This window comes from Nocardioides sp. Root1257 (genome assembly GCF_001425175.1).
In the GTDB taxonomy this organism is placed as follows: domain Bacteria; phylum Actinomycetota; class Actinomycetes; order Propionibacteriales; family Nocardioidaceae; genus Nocardioides.
Genome location: NZ_LMDV01000002.1, coordinates 49,469 through 67,104, shown reverse-complemented (window position 1 = coordinate 67,104; position 17,636 = coordinate 49,469). Strand labels below are relative to the sequence as shown.

The window sequence follows — 17,636 nt, the reverse complement described above, 5'->3', positions numbered from 1 at the left end:
AACTCGTTGGGCCGGTTGATGACGCTCCCGTAGCATTGAGGGCGACATGACTGACACTCCCTCCGCCCATGGGCAGCCGACCCAGCACACGGTCGTCGTCCCCAACAGCATCAACATGGTCAGCCTCCTCGGCCCCGGGGACGAGCACCTCCGCGTCATCGAGCGGTCGTTCGATGCCGAGGTCCACGTCCGCGGCAACCGGATCACCTTCCAGGGTGACCCCGGTGAGGTGGCGCTGGCCGAGCGGCTGCTCGACGAGCTGATCGCGCTGATCCGCACCGGGCAGGGCGTCACCGGCGAGACCGTCGAGCGCGCGCTGGCGATGCTCCGCGCCGAGACGACCGAGCGCCCGGCCGACGTGCTGAGCCTCAACATCCTCAGCAACCGCGGCCGGTCGATCCGCCCGAAGACGCTCAACCAGAAGCGCTACGTCGACTCGATCGACAAGCACACGATCACCTTCGGGATCGGCCCGGCCGGCACCGGCAAGACCTACCTCGCGGTCGCGAAGGCCGTGCAGGCGCTGCAGTCCAAGAACGTCAACCGGATCATCCTCAGCCGCCCGGCGGTCGAGGCGGGCGAGCGGCTCGGCTTCCTGCCCGGCACGCTGACGGAGAAGATCGACCCCTACCTGCGGCCGCTGTACGACGCCCTGCACGACATGCTCGACCCCGAGCTGATCCCCAAGCTGATGGCGGCCGGCACGATCGAGGTCGCGCCCCTGGCGTTCCTGCGCGGTCGCTCGCTCAACGACTCCTTCATCATCCTCGACGAGGCGCAGAACACGACGCCCGAGCAGATGAAGATGTTCCTGACCCGCCTGGGCTTCGGCTCCAAGATCGTCGTCACCGGCGACGTCACGCAGACCGACCTGCCGAGTGGGCAGAAGTCCGGGCTGCGGGCGGTCGAGGACATCCTCGACGAGGTCGAGGACATCTCGTTCAACCGGCTGACCGCCTCCGACGTCGTACGCCACAAGCTGGTGGGCAAGATCGTCGAGGCCTACGACGTCCACGACGCCCGCGCCGAGCTGCGGCAGACCGGCTCGCGGCAGGCCGAACGATGACGATCGAGATCCTCAACGAGTCCGGTCGCGAGCTCGACGTCGCGCGGCTGGCCGACCTCAGCCGCTTCGTGATGGACCGGATGCGCGTCCACCCGATGGCGGAGCTGTGCATCAAGGCGGTCGACGAGCCCACCATCGCGGAGCTCAACGAGCACTGGATGGAGAAGCAGGGGCCGACCGACGTGCTCGCCTTCCCGATGGACGAGCTGCGACCCGGCCTGGTCAACGAGGAGCCGGAGGAGGGCGTGCTCGGCGACCTGGTGCTCTGCCCCGACATCGCCGCCAAGCAGGGCGAGGCCGCGGGTCACGGCACCGAGGCCGAGATCGAGCTGCTGACCGTCCACGGCATCCTGCACCTGCTCGGCTACGACCACGCGGAGCCCGAGGAGCACAAGGAGATGTTCGGCCTCCAGGACGAGCTCCTGGCGGCCTGGCGGGCCTCGTGAGTCCCTGGCCGCTGGTGCTGGCGGCCGCCCTCGTCGTCCTCGCCGGGCTCTTCTCCGCGGCTGACGCCGCGCTGGGCTCGTTCTCCAAGGCCCGCGCCGACGAGCTGCTCGAGGAGAACCGGCCCGGCGCCCGCCGCCTGGTCGCGTTGCTCGAGGACCCGCCGCGCTACCTGAACACCGCACTGCTGCTGCGGCTGCTCTGCGAGATCTCGGCGATCGTGCTGGTCGGCTTCGCGATCGACGAGGCGTACGACGGGGCCTGGTGGCCCGCGGTGCTGACGACCATCGCCGTGATGCTGGTGATCTCGTTCGTCGCGATCGGCGTCGCGCCGCGCACCGTCGGTCGCCAGCACTCCGAGCGGGTGGCCCTCGCCTCCGCCGCGCCGCTGTCGTTCGTGACCGCCGTGCTCGGGCCGCTGCCCCGGCTGCTGATCCTGGTCGGCAACGCGCTCACGCCGGGCAAGGGCTTCCGCGAGGGACCGTTCTCGACGGAGACCGAGCTGCGCGAGCTGGTGGACATGGCCGAGGCGTCGTCGCTGATCGAGTCCGGTGAGCGCAAGATGATCCACGACGTGCTCGAGCTCGGCGACACGATCGCGCGCGAGGTGATGGTGCCGCGCACCGACGTCGTCTACGTCGAGCGGCACAAGAACCTGCGCCAGACGATGTCGCTCTTCCTGCGCAGCGGCTTCTCCCGGGTCCCCGTGATCGGCGAGAACCTCGACGACGTCGTCGGCATCGCCTACCTCAAGGACATCGTGCGCCGCGACTTCGAGGCGCCGGACGTCGAGTTCACCCAGCGCATCGACGAGGTGATGCGTCCCGCCCACTTCGTCCCGGACTCCAAGCCGGTCGACGGGCTGCTCTCGGAGATGCAGGCCATGCGCCAGCACATCGCCGTCGTGGTCGACGAGTACGGCGGCACCGCCGGCCTGGTCACGATCGAGGACATCCTCGAGGAGATCGTCGGCGAGATCACCGACGAGTACGACGCCGAGGAGGTCGAGGTCGAGACCCTGGACGACGGCGTCGTCCGGGTGTCGTCGCGCTACCCGATCGACGACCTCGACGAGCTCTTCGGCTTCGACGTCGAGGAGGAGGACGTCGACAGCGTCGGCGGCCTGATGGCCAAGCACCTGGGCCGGGTCCCGATCCCGGGCTCCGTGGTCGAGGCCCACGGCCTGCGCTTCGAGGCCGAGGCGGCGACCGGTCGCCGCAACCGCATCGGCACCCTGCTCATCGCGCGGGTCGCCACCGAGGACGAGTCGAACGAGGACGACGATGAGTGACCTCTCCGCCCAGCTGACGGCCGAGGACAAGAAGCTGGTGACGCTCGCGCGCGCCACCCGCGCCCGCACCGGCGCGGCCGAGGGCGCCGCCGTACGCGACTCCGACGGGCGCACCTACGCCGCTGCCACCGTCGACCTCCCGTCGCTCCGGGTGTCCGCCGTCGGCGTCTGCGTCGCCATGGCCGTCGCCTCCGGCTCGAAGGGCCTCGAGGCGGTCGTGGTCCTCACCGATGCCGACATCGTCTTCCCCGACGACCTGTCCGCGATCCGCGACTTCGCCGGCGCAGGCGTCGTCGTCCACCGCGGCGACGTCAGGGGCGCGATCGTGGAGACGCTCGGCTCGTAGCCCTGCGAGGATGACCCCGTGCGTCGCGCGGTGGCCCCTGTCCTCACGGTGACCGTGGCGATGGTGCTCGCGGACTCCGCGGTCGTCACGCTCGCCCTGCCCGACATCCTGCTGCACCTCGACACGACCGTGGCGCAGGTCGCCTGGGTGCTGATCTCGTTCAACCTCGTGCTCGGGCTGGTCGCCGTGCCCACGGCGGTCGGGTTCGCCCGGGTCGATCCGCGGATCCTCGGTGCCGTCGGCATCGCCGTGTTCGCGGGTGCGTCGGCGTGGTGCGCGGTCGCGCAGTCGATCGAGGTGCTGATCGCGGCCCGGTGCGTGCAGGCGCTGGGCGGCGCGCTGGCGCTGGTCGGGTGCCTGGAGCTCCTGGTCGCCGCGTACGGCGAGCGCCGCGGGATCGCCGCCTGGATCACCGCGGGTGTGGTCGGGACCGCCACCGGCCCGGTCGCCGGCGGCCTGCTGACGCAGGCGTTCTCGTGGCAGGCGATCTTCGTCGTCCAGGTGCCGGTGGCCGCTCTCGCGGTGCCGGCCGCGCTCGCCGTACGCGCGACGAGGGCGGAGCCCGACCCCGCCCAGGTGCGGCACCGTCCGGCGCTGCGCCCCAACCTCACCCTGGCGCTGCTGTCGGCGGCGCTCACGGCGGCGCTCTTCCTGCTCGTGCTGCTGCTCGTGGACGGCTGGCGGCACTCGCCGGCCACCGCTGCGCTGGCCGTCTCCGTCGTCCCGCTCGCGGCCCTGGCGGCTCGTCCGCTCGCGCGCGTCCTGCGCCCCTCGGACGAGGTCGAGGTCGCCGTGGGCTGCTTCCTGGTGGCGGGCGGGCTGACGGCTCTCGCCCTGCTGCCGGCGGCCGAGATCGGCTGGACCGTGGCACCCCAGGCCCTGGTCGGCCTCGGCCTCGGGCTGACCGTCGACCGGCTCACCGTGCAGGCGATGCACCTGCGCGTCCCGCGGGTGGAGCACGCGAGCTGGACGATCAGCGCGCGACACCTCGGCGTGGTCGTCGGGCTCGCGATCCTGACGCCCGTGTTCACCGGCGACCTGATGGACGCCCAGGTGCCCGCGCAGGAGGCGATCACCTCGCTCGTGCTCGACGCGCCGCTGACGGCCCAGGACAAGGTGGACCTCGCCCGGTCGCTCGGCGACGAGCTCGCCGACCAGCAGGGGCAGGTGCCCGACCTCCACGACGCGTTCGCGGCCACCAGCTTCGAGCCGGACGCACGTCCCGCCGCGGAGCAGCTCGAGCGCGACCTCGACGACCAGGTCCAGCGGGCCGCGACCCGGGCGTTCCGCGACTCCTTCCTGGTGGGCGCCGGTCTGGCGCTGCTCGCCCTGCTCACTGTGGCCTGGCCACACCGGCGGGTGACGGCATGAGCCGCCTGCGCGCCGTGAGCCTGCCTGCGGCCGCCGCGGTCCTGGTCGGGGGCGTGCTCGCCGTCCAGGTCGCGTACGGCGGCGGCACGTTCGAGCCGCTCCCGCCGGCCGACCCGTGCGCCGTACGCCCCGTCACCTCGCAGTCCGAGGGCATCGACGCCCTGACCGAGCAGCTGGTGCTGATCGCCCTCGACGACGCAGCCTGCACGTTGGGCGTCAGCCGGGAGGCCCTCACGCTCGAGCTCGCCGGGCCCGGCGACCCGACGGACGCGCAGGTCGAGGCACTCCACGACGGCCTGCTCGCGGCGGTCGAGCGGATGGACCGGGACGGCACGCTGCCGCCGACCTCCGACCTCGTCGACGAGGCGCTCGACAACGCCGACCTCAACAGCCTGCTGAAGACGCTGATCCGCGCCCTGCCCGCCTCGGTCGTCGACGCTGCCCTGCCGATCGACGACGTCCTCACCCGGGCGATCGACGATCTCGACGTACGCCGCATCCTCACCGACCTGGACGACCAGGACGACCTCAACCGCCAGCTCGACGCCGCCATCACGCAGGCCGTCAAGGACACCCTGGTCGACCGGGTCCGCAGCCTGGTCTGACGATCAGTGCGGAGTGTGATTGCGGAGACACTCTCCATGTACGGCGATCCGGAAACACATCGGTGACGAGGCAGGAGTAAGTTCCTCTGTCGTGAGTTTGCGTGGCTGGACGGCACATGAGGCAGCGGTGGCGCGTTTGCGTTCGTCGTACACCGCGATTCCTGCGGGTGCGCCGGTGCGGTTGGCGAAGAAGACGTCCAACCTCTTCCGGCCCCGCGCGGACACGGATGCACCCGGGCTCGACGTGTCCGGGCTCGACGGGGTCATCGCGATCGACGTCGAGGCCCGGACCGCTGACGTCCAGGGCATGTGCACCTACGAGGACCTCGTCGACGCCACCCTGCCGCACGGCCTGATCCCGTACGTCGTGCCCCAGCTGCGCACGATCACGCTCGGCGGTGCGGTGACCGGGCTCGGCATCGAGTCCACCAGCTTCCGCAACGGGCTGCCGCACGAGTCGGTGCTCGAGATGGATGTCTTCACCGGCGCCGGTGAGGTCGTGACCTGCGCCCCCGGCCCCGATCGCCCCGGAGATGCGGAGAGCCACAGCGACCTCTTCGACGCGTTCCCCAACTCCTACGGCTCGCTGGGCTACGCGACGCGGCTCCGCATCAAGCTCGAGCCGGTGCCCGGGCACGTGGCGCTGCGGCACGTGCGCTTCGACGACGCCGAGCTGCTCGCCAAGACGGTCGAAGGGATCGTCTCGACGCGGGAGTACGACGGAGTCCGGGTCGACGGTCTCGACGGGGTCGCGTTCGAGCCGGGGGAGTACTACCTGACCCTCGCCACCTGGAGCGAGCAGGGCGGTCCGACCAGCGACTACGCCGGCCAGGAGATCTACTACAAGAGCATCCAGCAGCGTGAGACGGACCTGCTGACGACGTACGACTACCTGTGGCGGTGGGACACCGACTGGTTCTGGTGCTCCGGTGCGTTCGGTGCCCAGAACCCCAGGATCCGTCGGTTCTGGCCGCGTCGCTGGCGGCGCTCGGACGTCTACCAGAAGCTGCTCGGCCTCGACCGGCGCTTCTCCATCGCCGACCGGCTCGACCGGCGGGCCGGTCGGCCGCTGCGCGAGCGCGTGATCCAGGACATCGAGGTGCCGGTGGCCAACCTGCCGGCGTTCCTCGAGTGGTTCGACGGCGCGGTCGGCATGCGCCCGGTCTGGCTGTGCCCGCTGGTCTCCAAGCGCGAGTGGGCGTCGTACCCGCTCGAGCCCGGCCAGACCTACGTCAACGCCGGCTTCTGGGGCACGGTCCACGTCGGACCGGACGCACCGAACGGACCGCGCAACCGCGCGATCGAGGAGAAGGTCCACGAGCTCGACGGCCACAAGTCGCTCTACAGCGAGGCGTTCTACGACCGCGAGACCTTCGACAAGCTGTACGGCGGCGCCAACCTGGCCGTCGTCAAGGGTCGCTACGACCCGCAGGACAGGCTGACCAGCCTCTATGACAAGGCGGTGAAGAGACGATGAGCACGATCAGCATCGGGGATGCGGTGAGCTCGCTGCTGCGCGACGGGATGCCCGTGCGCTTCACGGCGTACGACGGGAGCTCGGCCGGGCCGCCCGACGCCGACATCCACGTCGAGCTCCTCAACGAGCGCGGCCTGTCCTACATCATGACCGCGCCCGGCGATCTCGGCTTCGCCCGCGCGTACGTCTCCGGCGACCTGGACCTGCACGGCGTGCACCCGGGCGACCCGTACGACGCGATGGTCTTCCTCCAGAACCACCTGAAGTTCCGGACGCCGTCCCCGAAGGAGGCGCTCACCCTCGCGCGCGGCCTCGGGTTCTCGCACCTCAAGCCCCCGCCGCCGCCCCCGCAGGAGCACCTGCCGCGCTGGCGGCGCACCGTCGAGGGGCTGCGGCACTCGCTGCAGCGCGACGCCGAGGTGATCCACCACCACTACGACGTCTCCAACACCTTCTACGAGTACGTCCTCGGCCCCTCGATGACCTACACCTGCGCCGTCTTCCCGACCGAGGACGCGACGCTCGAGGAGGCGCAGGCCAACAAGTACGACCTGGTCGCCCGCAAGCTGGACCTCCAGCCGGGCCAGCGGTTGCTCGACCTCGGCTGCGGCTGGGGCGGCATGGTGCGCCACGCCGCGCGTGAGTACGGCGTCAAGGCGCTCGGCGTCACGCTCTCGCGCGAGCAGGCGTCCTGGGCGCAGCAGGCGATCAAGGAGGAGGGTCTCGACCACCTCGCCGAGGTCCGGTTCCTGGACTACCGGCTCGTGGAGGAGACCGACTTCGACGCGATCTCGTCGATCGGCCTGACCGAGCACATCGGCGTGAAGAACTATCCGGCGTACTTCGGCTGGATCAAGGACCACCTGAAGCCGCAGGGCCGCCTCCTCAACCACTGCATCACCCGGCACACCAACCGCCCGGTCGACACCGGCGCCTTCATCGACCGCTACGTCTTCCCCGACGGCGAGCTGACCGGCTCCGGCAAGATCATCACGGAGGTGCAGAACGCCGGTCTCGAGGTGCAGCACGAGGAGAACATCCGCGTGCACTACGCCAAGACGCTGGCCGGCTGGTGCCGCAACCTCGCGGACAACTGGGACGCCTGCGTCGCCGAGGTCGGCGAGGGCACCGCGCGGGTGTGGGGCCTCTACATGGCGGGTTCGCGGTTGGGCTTCGAGCGCAACGAGATCCAGCTCCACCACGTGCTCGCGACCAAGACCGACGAGAACGGGGCGAGCGGGTACCCGCTGCGTCACGACTTCGGAGTGTGACCGATACCGTGGCCGGGTGAGCACCCGGGCCCAGCAGTACGACGCCGAGGTGCTGCGCCGTGAGCGCCTCTCGGACCACCTGGTCCGGCTGGTGCTCGGCGGGCCCGGGCTGTCCGGGTTCGCGAGCACGGGCATCCCGGACGAGTGGGTCGGCCTGGTCGTGCCGGGACAGTTCCAGAGTCGCTACTACACGGTGCGCTCCTGGACCGGGTCCGAGCTGACCCTCGACGTCGTGGTGCACGACGTCGGCCTGGTGACCGAGTGGGCCGCCCGGGACGTCGTGGGTGACACGGTCACCATCAGCGAGCCCAAGGGCTCCTTCGCGATGCCCGAGGACGCCGCCTGGCTGATGCTGGTCGGCGACCTGACCGCGCTGCCGGCGATGGCCCGCATCGCCGAGGAGGTCGACGTCCCGACGCGGATCTGGGCCGAGGTGCCGGAGCAGCCGCCGGCGTACGTCCCGGAGCGGGCCGACGTCACCTGGCTGACGCCGCCCGGTGCCGGGCGGAGCCTGCTCGCCGAGGCCGTCGAGTCGATCGACTGGCCCGACGGGTCCGGGTACTTCTGGATGGCTGGCGAGTCGGCGCAGATGCGCGCGATCCGCAAGCACCTGATGCGCGAGCGCAGGCTTCCGAGCACGGCGTACGACGTGATGGGCTACTGGCGCGGCGTGGCCCAGCGACAGCCGCGTGCCGTCGACCCGGGCCCGATCTACCGGGCGGGCAAGGCCGCGGGCAAGAGCGACGAGCAGATCTGGGCCGACTACGACAACGCGAGAGAAGCAGATGTCTGAACACAAGAGTGGCTTCGTCTCCTTCGTGGGCAGGCCGAACGCCGGCAAGTCCACGCTGACCAACGCGCTGGTCGGGCAGAAGGTCGTGATCACCTCCGACAAGCCGCAGACGACCCGCACGGTCGTCCGCGGCATCGTCCACCGCGAGGACGCCCAGCTGATCCTGGTCGACACCCCCGGCCTGCACCGTCCGCGCACCCTCCTGGGGGAGCGGCTCAACGACCTGGTCGCGACCACGCTGGCCGAGGTCGACGTCGTCGCCGTGTGCTTCCCGGCCAACGAGAAGATCGGCCCCGGCGACCGCTTCATCGCCACCGAGATGGCCAAGGTCAAGCGCACCACGAAGGTCGCGATCGCCACCAAGACGGACCTCGCGACGCCGGACCGGATCGCCGAGCACCTGCTCGACATCGCCGCCCTCGGCACCGAGATCGGCGTGGAGTGGGCCGAGATCGTGCCGGTGTCGGCGAAGGCAGGCGACCAGATCGCGCTGCTGCAGGACCTGCTCGTCGGGCTGCTGCCCGAGGGGCCGCAGCTCTACCCGGACGGTGACCTCACCGACGCGCCCGAGGAGATCCTGGTGGCCGAGCTCGTGCGCGAGGCCGCCCTCGCCGGACTGCGCGACGAGCTCCCGCACTCGGTCGCCGTGGTCGTCGAGGAGATGCAGCTGCGCGAGGACCGTCCGGAGGACAAGCCGCTCCTCGACATCCACGCGAACGTCTACGTCGAGCGCGACTCCCAGAAGGGCATCATCATCGGCCCCAAGGGCTCACGCCTGCGGACGATCGGCACGACCTCCCGCAAGCAGATCGAGGCGCTGCTCGGCACGCCCGTCTACCTCGACCTGCACGTCAAGGTCGCCAAGGACTGGCAGCGGGACCCGCGCCAGCTGCGAAAGCTGGGGTTCTGATGACCGCTCCGACTGATGTCTCGATGCCCGCTCCGGTCGCCGCCTGGCACCGGATCGCCGAGTCGCGCGACCCTGCCGGCCTCGCCGACCTGCTCGCCGACGACGTCGTGTTCCGGTCGCCGGCCGTGCACACGCCGCAGGAGGGCAAGGCGATCACGACGGCGTACCTCTCCGCGGCGGTCGTCGTGCTCGGCCCGTCGCTGCAGTACGTCCGCCAGTGGTACGCCGAGGACTCGGCCGTGCTGGAGTTCCGCTGCGAGCTCGACGGGCTGGCCGTGCACGGCGTCGACATGCTGACCTGGGGCCCCGACGGTCGGCTCACCGACTTCACCGTGATGGTGCGGCCGTTCAAGGGACTCCAGAAGCTGATGGAGCAGGTGGCCGCGCAGCTCCAGTCGGGGCAGCCTCAGTCCGGGGCCCAGCAGAGGCCGTAGTGCTGGCCGGCCGCCCACTGCTTCGCGGTCGGCCACTCGTAGCCCCACTTGTAGTCCAGCTCGCCGTTCGCCGCGTCGGCCCCGGCGTCCTTGCACGGACCGTCGCCGGCGGTGCGGACCTTCTCGACACCCGGGTAGCGGTCGCCGTCGAAGGGCACGGTCGCGACGGCGCGCCAGCTGTGGTCGGCGGAGCAGATCACCCGCTCGAAGGTCGGCGTCCCGGGTGCGGCGGTGCCGCACATGGCGTAGCGGTTGCGGCCGTCCTCCCGGCCGAGAACCCCCTGGAGGCGACCGGTGAGGGGTGCGAGCTCCTCGTCGGCGGCCAGGGCGACGGCGTCGCAGCGGAACCACGAGGCGCCGGCGTCAGACTCGTCGACGGTCGGGGTGAACCACACCGGGCGCAGCATGCTCAGCCGCCGGTCCTCCGTGGTGCCGCCGACGAACGCCGCGAACCGCTCGGGGCACGTCGCGGCGACCTGGGTGCGCACCCGCGCGGAGTCGACGGCCAGCAGGTGTCCGTCGACGACCGTGTCGAGCTGCCCGACGGCGTACGTCATCGAGGTGTGCGGCCGCTCGCAGGAGACCGGGGCAGCGTCGACGGTCGGCGCGACGGCCTCGGTGTAGTCGAGCCGGTAGCAGGCCCGGTCCCGTGGCGGCTGCGGTCGCGTGGCCGCGGCTGACGGGGAGGACGACGCGGTCGCCGAGGTCGGTGCAGACGTCGACGGCTCGCTGGGGGAGTCGTCGCCGCTGCATCCGGCGAGCACGGCCCCGCTCATGATCACGGCGCTCGCGAGGGCGACGGCGAGGGGCTTCACTGGTCGGTCTTGGCCCAGCAGACCGAGCGCCGGTTGCCGGCGTCCCACTCGGCCTGGTGGAACCAGGTGTAGCCGAAGTCGTAGTCGACGGGGTAGTTGAGCCAGGCGCCGACCGACTTCGAGCAGAAGTCGCGGGTCGTGACCTCGGCGAGCCGGTCGCCGGGGTAGTCGTCCTTCGCGTCGCCGAGCGAGATCGTGGTGACCGCTCGCCAGTTGTGCGTGTCGGTGCACGGGACCTTCACCGAGCCGGAGACGGTGTCGCCGTCGGCGCAGACCATCCAGTCGTCCTTCGGGCGGCCCAGGAGCAGGCCCTTGGAGCTGGTCGGCAGGTCGACGTAGTCCTTGCTCTGCTCGCCGCCGCCGACCACGTCGCAGCGGTACCAGCGGGCGTCGGCGTCCCACGCGGCCTCGGTGGGGCGGAACCACGCCCAGCTGACGACCGTGCGCATCACGAGGCTGTCGTCGGCGCCGAGGAAGTCCTTGAACTGCTTCGAGCAGGTCCGGTAGGCCCACGCGCCGAGGTCCGGGTCGTCGTAGTCCGCGTCGTCGAACTCCTTGGGGAGGTCACCCACGGCGTAGGTCTCGGCGGTGTGCTTCTCGGCGCACTCGACGACGTCGCTCGAGTTGGCCGGCTTCTCGACGTCGTCGGGCGTGAGGACCCGGCAGGCGCCGAGCGCCGGCGCCTGCTTGTCGGCGGCGGGCGCGGCGGTGCCGTCGCCGCAGGCCGAGAGCGAGAGCGCCGCCACGAGCGCGAGCACGACGAGGCGCACGCGGTCTCCTCTCGGGGGGATGGGTGCCGGACCGCGCGATCGTATCCCGCTCAGCTCAGCAGGGCCGCGAGAGTCCCACCGAGGTCGTACGCCGCCTCCTGCTGCTCCGCTCCGACGTCGCCGAGCACCTCGAGCACCTCGGCCGCCTGCGTCCACGGCAACGCCCCGACGATCGAGAGCACCGAGCGGACCGCGCCGGTCGTGTCGTAGCGGCCGTGGACCCACAGTCCGTACGGCTTCTTGCCGCCGCTCGCGCCCGACGCCGACCCGTCCTCGGAGAGCGAGCCGCCTGCCTCCAGGAAGATCGTGTCGAAGAAGTGCTTGAGCGCGCCGCTCATGTAGCCGAAGTTCGCGGTCGTCCCCAGCAGGTAGCCGTCGGCCGCCAGCACGTCGTCGGCGCTCGCCTCCAGCGCTCGCCGTACGACCACCTCCACGCCCTCGATCGCGTCGTCGTGCGCGCCCGCCAGCACCGCGTCGGTCAACGACTGTGCCGTCGGTGTGGGGGAGTGGTGGACGACCAGCAGGCGAGCCATGGGCCCACCCTGCCACCCCGGCCGTCAGCGGCTGAACGTCGCCTCGACGTCGATCCCACCGAGCTTGGCCGGGTTGCGGACCGCGAAGATCCGGGTGATCCGGCCGCCCTCGACGGCGAAGCTGATCGCGGTGTCGAAGCCGTCGTCGACGCCGACCACCCTGACGCCCGGCGACCCGTTGAGCAGGACCGGCACGAAGGTCGCGCCCGCCCCGAACTTCGGGAAGGTGCGCAGCAGGTTGGCAACCTTCTTCGCGCCGACGACCGGGGCCGTGATGGCCTGGGCGATCCCGCCGCCGTCGGCCACCAGCACCACGTCGGGGGCGAGCGCGTCCAGCAGGCCCTGCAGGTCGCCGCCGGTCACCGCAGCGAGGAACCGCTCGACGACCTCCTGCTGCTCGTGAGGGCTGACGTCCATCCGCGGCCGACGCGCCGCGACGTGCTCGCGGGCCCGGTGCCCGATCTGACGAACGGCGGCCGGCGACTTGTCCACCGCCTCCGCGATCTCGGCGTACGCCAGGTCGAAGACCTCGCGCAGCACGAAGACCGCCCTCTCGGTCGGCGTGAGCGTCTCGAGCACGGTGAGCATCGCGAACGACACGCTCTCGGCGAGCTCGACGTCGTCCGCGACATCCGGTGCCGTGAGCACCGGCTCGGGCAGCCATTCACCTACGTACTGCTCGCGACGTCGCGCGTTCGCCCGCTGCCGGTCGAGCGCCTTGCGAGCGACCATCCGCACCAGGAACGCCCGGGGAGCCCGGACCTCGCTCCGGGCCGCCTCGTCCAGGGCGTCCCAGCGGATCCACGTCTCCTGCACGACGTCCTCGGCGTCGGCAGCCGACCCGAGCATCTCGTAGGCGACGGTGAAGAGCAGTCCGCGGTGGGCGACGAACGGGTCCTCGGTCACGCTCCCGACCCTACGGCCGCGCGCGGCCCCTCGCGTTCGGCCATCGGCCGGAGGCCGCACGCGGCCGCGAACCCGTCGGACTCGATGCCGAGCGCGACGTTCGCGCGGGTCGTGAAGTTGGCGAACGCGATCACGGCGGTCAGCTCGATCACGGCCGCGTCGCCGAGCGCCTCGCGCAGCGACGCGACCATCTCGTCGGTCACCGTCGGCTCGACCTCCGTCATTGCCTCGGCGTACGCGAGCACCTCGCGCTCCACCGGCGAGAACACCTCGGACTCGCGCCAGCGCGGGATCTCCCGTGCCTTCACCATGTCGAGGTCGTTGTTGTGGGCCTCGAAGTAGTTGAAGTCCAGGCACCACGTGCAGCCGACGCGCGAGGCGACCGCCATGTGCGCGAACGACTTGAGCTGCTCGTCGCACTCGTCCCACTTCTTGACCTTGCCGCCGACCGCGGCCATGTCCATGAGCACCTTCTGGTGGTGCCAGTAGACGCCGATCGAGCTCGGCACCTGGCCACCCAGCGATTTCTTGGCGAAGCGCTTGATCAGCATGCCCTTGACGCCGGTGATCTCTGCCGGCGGGATGCGGGTCGTTCCGGTCATGTCGTCCTCCTCGTGGTGTCGGTACGGCATGAAGACGCCGCCCGGCCCGCACGTGTGACATCCCCGTCTGGTTAGGCGTCAGGAGCGCCGCGGTGCGTCGTGGTTGCTGCTGGTGACGCGACTACCGGGATACGTGGTCACCGTGGTCAGTGGTTGCGGGGGCGATTTCCAGCGGCCGGTCGGCCTGGCGGGCCGCTCGGGTCGACCGTCGTGGCCCGGGCCGCAGAAGAAACACGGTCCGGGCATGGGAATGGCCCCGCCGACGGTGCCGGCGGGGTGGGGGTCAGCGGGTTCGTCGTCGGTGTTCGTCGGTGACGTCGGTGAGGTCGACGGGGTGGACCCGGCCCTTGGGGCTGGTCCANCGTGGTCACCGTGGTCGGTGGTTGCGGGGGCGATTTCCAGTAGCTGGTCGGGCTGCGGGTTCGCTCGGGTCGACCGTGGTGGCCCGGGCCGTCGAAGAAACACGGTCCGGACATGGCAATGGCCCCGCCGGCGGTGCCGGCGGGGTGGGGGTCAGCGGGTTCGTCGTCGGTGTTCGTCGGTGACGTCGGTGAGGTCGACGGGGTGGACCCGGCCCTTGGGGCTGGTCCAGATGAAGCTGGTGCGGCTGGTGCGGCGGTAGGTCCAGGTGCTGAAGGTCTTGACCCGGTGGTGGAACCGGCACAACGGCGCGAGATTCCACGACGTTGTCTTCCCGCCCTGGCTGTAGGCGGTGATGTGGTCGAGGTCGCAGCCCCGGGCATCCTTGCTGCAGTGCGGGAACACACACGTCGGGGTCAGCAGGATCGCCTGCTCCCGCTGCCGGGCAGTCGGTGCGTACCGGTCGACGGTGATCTCCTCGGAGAGGTCCAGGACGGGCCGGATCGACACCTTCGTGCCCCGGGTGGTGCACCACTCGACCAGTTGGTCGATGGTGGCGTACGGGACGTGGCCGCCCTCCACGGTGACGATGCCGTGGGCCTCGTCGGGCTGGTGGTGGGCGTAGATGACGACCTCACGCGGCGCAGCGGCATCGCCGCCGAGCTGTCCGGCAGCCATGGCGCGTCGGGTGTCGAGGTCGAGCTCGGGGTGGTCAACGAGGAGGGCGTGGGCGCCGGCCTTGATCTGTGCCTCGAGGGCGAGGGCGTCGGTGTACTCCAGCAGCCCGGTGATGGGCACGAGGCCCCGGTTGAGGCGGCCGTCGGTCAACGCGATGTCGAGGTGTGCCTGGGCGGAGCAGTCGAGGCGTTCGCCTTCGGCGTGCTCGGGGTCGGCCACGGCGGCGGCGGTCTCGACCTNCGTCGGTCAACGCGATGTCGAGGTGTGCCTGGGCGGAGCAGTCGAGGCGTTCGCCTTCGGCGTGCTCGGGGTCGGCCACGGCGGCGGCGGTCTCGACCTCCGACTCGACCTTCGCCCACGAGCAGGTCGCCAGGACGGGTGCCAGCTGCCGGTCCACGTGGGCGGCGGCGGTGGGGTTGAGGCGGTGGGTGCGGTCGGTGACCCGGCGGACCTTCCACACCGGGATCTCACCCGACATGGTCTTGGCCCAGATCTTCGGGAGGCGGTACTTGGCCTCGAGGGCGGCGCCGAGGAAGTTGCGGCCCTGGTAGGCGGACATCCCGCAGGCGGCGGTGAACTCCGCGACCGCGAACTCGCTCATCCCGGGCGCGCCTTCGCCGGCCAGGGTGATGGGCTGGTCGCCGAACATGACCAGGTCACCGAGCTCGTCGACCACCGCGTCCTCGACCGGCGCCGGGTGGGCCTCGGCCCAGAGTGCGGCGAGCTCGAACTTCCGGGCTGCGGCCAGTCGCTCGGCGAGGTCGGCTTCAGACGCGCTCGTCAGTAGATCCCGCAGCCGCGGGTCCTGGGTGGGGGTGCGTCGAGCCATGCTCGATCCTACCATGATTCGAACAGGTGTTCTAGTCATTCATGAGGTTGGTTCGAACTATTTCGAGCAGACCCGGAGGCCGGGCGGCGGACCGCAACCCACCGCCGACGTCACCCGCTGTAACTAGCCTGTCGGCGGCCGACCCGAGCGGACCCGCGGGCCGCGCACATCGCCCTGCTCGGCTTTCCGGGGTTTCGAGACAGGCGCCAGCGCGCCTTCCTCAACCAGCGAGACGCGTCGCCGTGCGGCGAGGCCGTGGGCTAGGGTGAGAGTTGTCATGATGATGCGCCAGCTTCTCCTTCGCTGCCGCAGCGAGGTCTGAGCCACAGCCGGACCCCCTCGCTGCGGAGTGAGAGCGTGCGCCGGCCCCGCAACTCAGAAGCGAGGACCCCATGACTTCCCAGGACATTCGGCAGAACCAGAAGCCCAGCGGCATGCCCTACGAGCGGTACCGCCCGTTCCCCCCGATCGACCTGCCCGACCGCACCTGGCCGTCGAAGGTCATCACCGAGGCGCCGCGGTGGCTCTCCACCGACCTGCGCGACGGCAACCAGGCGCTCATCGACCCGATGAGCCCGGCGCGCAAGATGTCGATGTTCGAGCTCCTCGTGAAGATGGGCTACAAGGAGATCGAGGTCGGCTTCCCCAGTGCGAGCGAGACCGACTTCGCGTTCGTCCGCCAGCTCATCGAGGGCGAGCACATCCCCGACGACGTCACGATCTCCGTCCTCACCCAGGCGCGCGAGGACCTGATCGAGCGCAGCGTCCAGTCACTGGTCGGCGTACCCCGGGCCAACATCCACCTCTACAACGCCGTGGCACCGCTGTTCCGCCGTGTCGTCTTCCGGGCCAGCAAGGACGAGATCAAGGACATCGCGACCCGCGGCACCGAGCTCGTGATGAAGAACGTCGAGAACTACCTCGACACCACGGTGATCGGCTACGAGTACAGCCCCGAGATCTTCACCAGCACCGAGCTGCCGTTCTCGCTCGAGGTCTGCGAGGCCGTCAGCGACGTGTGGCAGCCCGAGGACGGCCGCGAGATCATCCTCAACCTGCCGGCGACCGTCGAGTCCGCGACGCCCAACGTGTACGCCGACCAGATCGAGTGGTTCGGCCGCCAGCTCACCCGGCGCGAGAACACCGTCATCTCGCTGCACCCCCACAACGACCGGGGTACGGCGGTGGCCGCGACCGAGCTCGCGATGATGGCCGGCGCCGACCGCGTCGAGGGCTGCCTGTTCGGTCACGGCGAGCGCACCGGCAACGTCGACCTGGTGACGCTCGGCATGAACCTCTTCAGCCAGGGCATCGACCCGATGATCGACTTCTCCGACATCGACGAGATCCGCCGCACGGTCGAGTACTGCACCCAGCTGCCGGTCCACCCGCGGCACCCGTACGCCGGGGACCTCGTCTACACCGCCTTCTCCGGGTCCCACCAGGACGCCATCAAGAAGGGGCTCGAGGACCTCGACCGCCAGGCCGCCGAGCAGGGCGTCCCGGTCGGCACGCTGCCGTGGGAGGCGCCGTACCTGCCGATCGACCCGAAGGACGTCGGCCGCACCTACGAGGCCGTGATCCGCGTCAACAGCCAGTCCGGCAAGGGCGGCGTCGCCTACATCCTCAAGGCCGAGCACAAGCTCGACCTGCCGCGCCGCGCGCAGATCGAGTTCAGCCGCGTCATCCAGGAGCGCACCGACACCGAGGGCGGCGAGATGACGCCCGAGGCGATCTGGGACGTGTTCTCCTCGGAGTACCTCACCCGCGAGACCCCGCTCAAGCTCAACTCCGTGCACACCTCCTCGGCTGCCGGCCAGAAGGACGCGCTCGACGTCAACGTGTACGTCGACGGTGAGCTCCGGTCGCTGCACGGCGAGGGCAACGGCCCGATCGCGGCGTTCGTCAGCGCGATCAACGAGCTCTCCGCCGAGCCCGGGGGCAACGAGTGGGACGTGCGTGTCCTCGACTACGCCGAGCACGCGCTCTCGGCCGGCGGCGACGCCCTTGCTGCGGCGTACGTCGAGTGCCTCGTGCTCGACCAGGTCTACTGGGGCGTCGGGGTGGACGCCAACATCGTCACCGCGTCGCTCAAGGCGGTCATCAGCGCGGTCAACCGCGCCTGAGGACCGCGC

17 protein-coding genes are annotated in these 17,636 nt (G+C 70.8%); 12 read left to right on the top strand and 5 right to left on the bottom strand.

Annotation, left to right across the window (positions count from 1 at the left end; translation table 11 throughout):
• Nucleotides 1–46 precede the first annotated feature (46 nt).
• From ASC77_RS06305 to ASC77_RS06255, 11 genes are all read left to right on the top strand, one after another.
• Nucleotides 47–1,066, top strand: coding sequence for a PhoH family protein (locus tag ASC77_RS06305; protein ID WP_056150174.1), 1,020 nt, complete (start codon nt 47–49; stop codon nt 1,064–1,066).
• The gene (gene ybeY, locus ASC77_RS06300) at nt 1,063–1,512 is read left to right on the top strand and encodes an rRNA maturation RNase YbeY (RefSeq protein ID WP_056150168.1); all 450 of its coding nucleotides are present in this window, start codon (nt 1,063–1,065) and stop codon (nt 1,510–1,512) included. Before ASC77_RS06305 ends, ybeY begins: the two co-directional genes overlap by 4 nt.
• Entirely contained in the window at nt 1,509–2,801 is a 1,293-nt protein-coding gene (locus ASC77_RS06295) for a hemolysin family protein (protein WP_056150165.1), read from the top strand. Before ybeY ends, ASC77_RS06295 begins: the two co-directional genes overlap by 4 nt.
• Nucleotides 2,794–3,147 (top strand): hypothetical protein, encoded by a 354-nt coding sequence (locus ASC77_RS06290; protein ID WP_056150162.1) that lies wholly within the window; start codon nt 2,794–2,796, stop codon nt 3,145–3,147. Before ASC77_RS06295 ends, ASC77_RS06290 begins: the two co-directional genes overlap by 8 nt.
• Nucleotides 3,148–3,165: 18 nt before the next feature.
• On the top strand, nt 3,166–4,518 hold the full coding sequence (locus tag ASC77_RS06285) for an MFS transporter (RefSeq protein WP_056150159.1): 1,353 nt from the start codon (nt 3,166–3,168) through the stop codon (nt 4,516–4,518).
• Complete coding sequence (locus tag ASC77_RS06280) at nt 4,515–5,123, top strand: hypothetical protein (protein ID WP_056150157.1); 609 nt, start codon at nt 4,515–4,517, stop codon at nt 5,121–5,123. Before ASC77_RS06285 ends, ASC77_RS06280 begins: the two co-directional genes overlap by 4 nt.
• A 127-nt stretch (nt 5,124–5,250) precedes the next feature.
• A complete protein-coding gene (locus ASC77_RS06275; protein ID WP_082574519.1) occupies nt 5,251–6,600 on the top strand; it encodes an FAD-binding oxidoreductase in 1,350 nt (449 codons plus the stop codon).
• Nucleotides 6,597–7,871 carry an SAM-dependent methyltransferase gene (locus tag ASC77_RS06270; protein ID WP_056150151.1) on the top strand — a complete coding sequence of 425 codons (1,275 nt, stop codon included), beginning with the start codon at nt 6,597–6,599 and terminating at the stop codon, nt 7,869–7,871. Before ASC77_RS06275 ends, ASC77_RS06270 begins: the two co-directional genes overlap by 4 nt.
• A 16-nt stretch (nt 7,872–7,887) precedes the next feature.
• Nucleotides 7,888–8,664 carry a siderophore-interacting protein gene (locus ASC77_RS06265; protein WP_056150148.1) on the top strand — a complete coding sequence of 259 codons (777 nt, stop codon included), beginning with the start codon at nt 7,888–7,890 and terminating at the stop codon, nt 8,662–8,664.
• Nucleotides 8,657–9,574, top strand: a complete 918-nt coding sequence (gene era, locus ASC77_RS06260) for a GTPase Era (RefSeq protein WP_056150145.1) — start codon at nt 8,657–8,659, stop codon at nt 9,572–9,574. Before ASC77_RS06265 ends, era begins: the two co-directional genes overlap by 8 nt.
• Nucleotides 9,574–10,008, top strand: a complete 435-nt coding sequence (locus tag ASC77_RS06255) for a nuclear transport factor 2 family protein (RefSeq protein ID WP_082574518.1) — start codon at nt 9,574–9,576, stop codon at nt 10,006–10,008. Before era ends, ASC77_RS06255 begins: the two co-directional genes overlap by 1 nt.
• Here the strand turns inward: ASC77_RS06255 and ASC77_RS06250 are convergent.
• The 5 genes from ASC77_RS06250 to ASC77_RS27120 are packed head-to-tail and all read right to left on the bottom strand — an operon-like array spanning nt 9,981 to nt 13,634.
• Nucleotides 9,981–10,823 carry a septum formation family protein gene (locus tag ASC77_RS06250; protein WP_235547510.1) on the bottom strand — a complete coding sequence of 281 codons (843 nt, stop codon included), beginning with the start codon at nt 10,821–10,823 and terminating at the stop codon, nt 9,981–9,983. The two genes, ASC77_RS06255 and ASC77_RS06250, sit on opposite strands and share 28 nt — an antisense overlap.
• On the bottom strand, nt 10,820–11,593 hold the full coding sequence (locus ASC77_RS06245) for a septum formation family protein (protein WP_235547508.1): 774 nt from the start codon (nt 11,591–11,593) through the stop codon (nt 10,820–10,822). The genes ASC77_RS06250 and ASC77_RS06245 overlap by 4 nt, the downstream gene beginning before the upstream one ends.
• A 50-nt stretch (nt 11,594–11,643) precedes the next feature.
• On the bottom strand, nt 11,644–12,126 hold the full coding sequence (locus ASC77_RS06240; protein ID WP_056150140.1) for a flavodoxin family protein: 483 nt from the start codon (nt 12,124–12,126) through the stop codon (nt 11,644–11,646).
• Nucleotides 12,127–12,150: 24 nt separating this feature from the next.
• Nucleotides 12,151–13,032, bottom strand: a complete 882-nt coding sequence (locus ASC77_RS27125; RefSeq protein ID WP_056150136.1) for an RNA polymerase sigma-70 factor — start codon at nt 13,030–13,032, stop codon at nt 12,151–12,153.
• Entirely contained in the window at nt 13,029–13,634 is a 606-nt protein-coding gene (locus tag ASC77_RS27120) for a carboxymuconolactone decarboxylase family protein (protein ID WP_056150434.1), read from the bottom strand. Before ASC77_RS27120 ends, ASC77_RS27125 begins: the two co-directional genes overlap by 4 nt.
• Nucleotides 13,635–15,893: 2,259 nt before the next feature.
• Between ASC77_RS27120 and leuA the strand changes: the two genes are divergently transcribed.
• The gene (gene leuA, locus ASC77_RS06215; protein ID WP_056150126.1) at nt 15,894–17,627 is read left to right on the top strand and encodes a 2-isopropylmalate synthase; all 1,734 of its coding nucleotides are present in this window, start codon (nt 15,894–15,896) and stop codon (nt 17,625–17,627) included.
• The last annotated feature ends 9 nt before the right edge of the window (nt 17,628–17,636 follow it).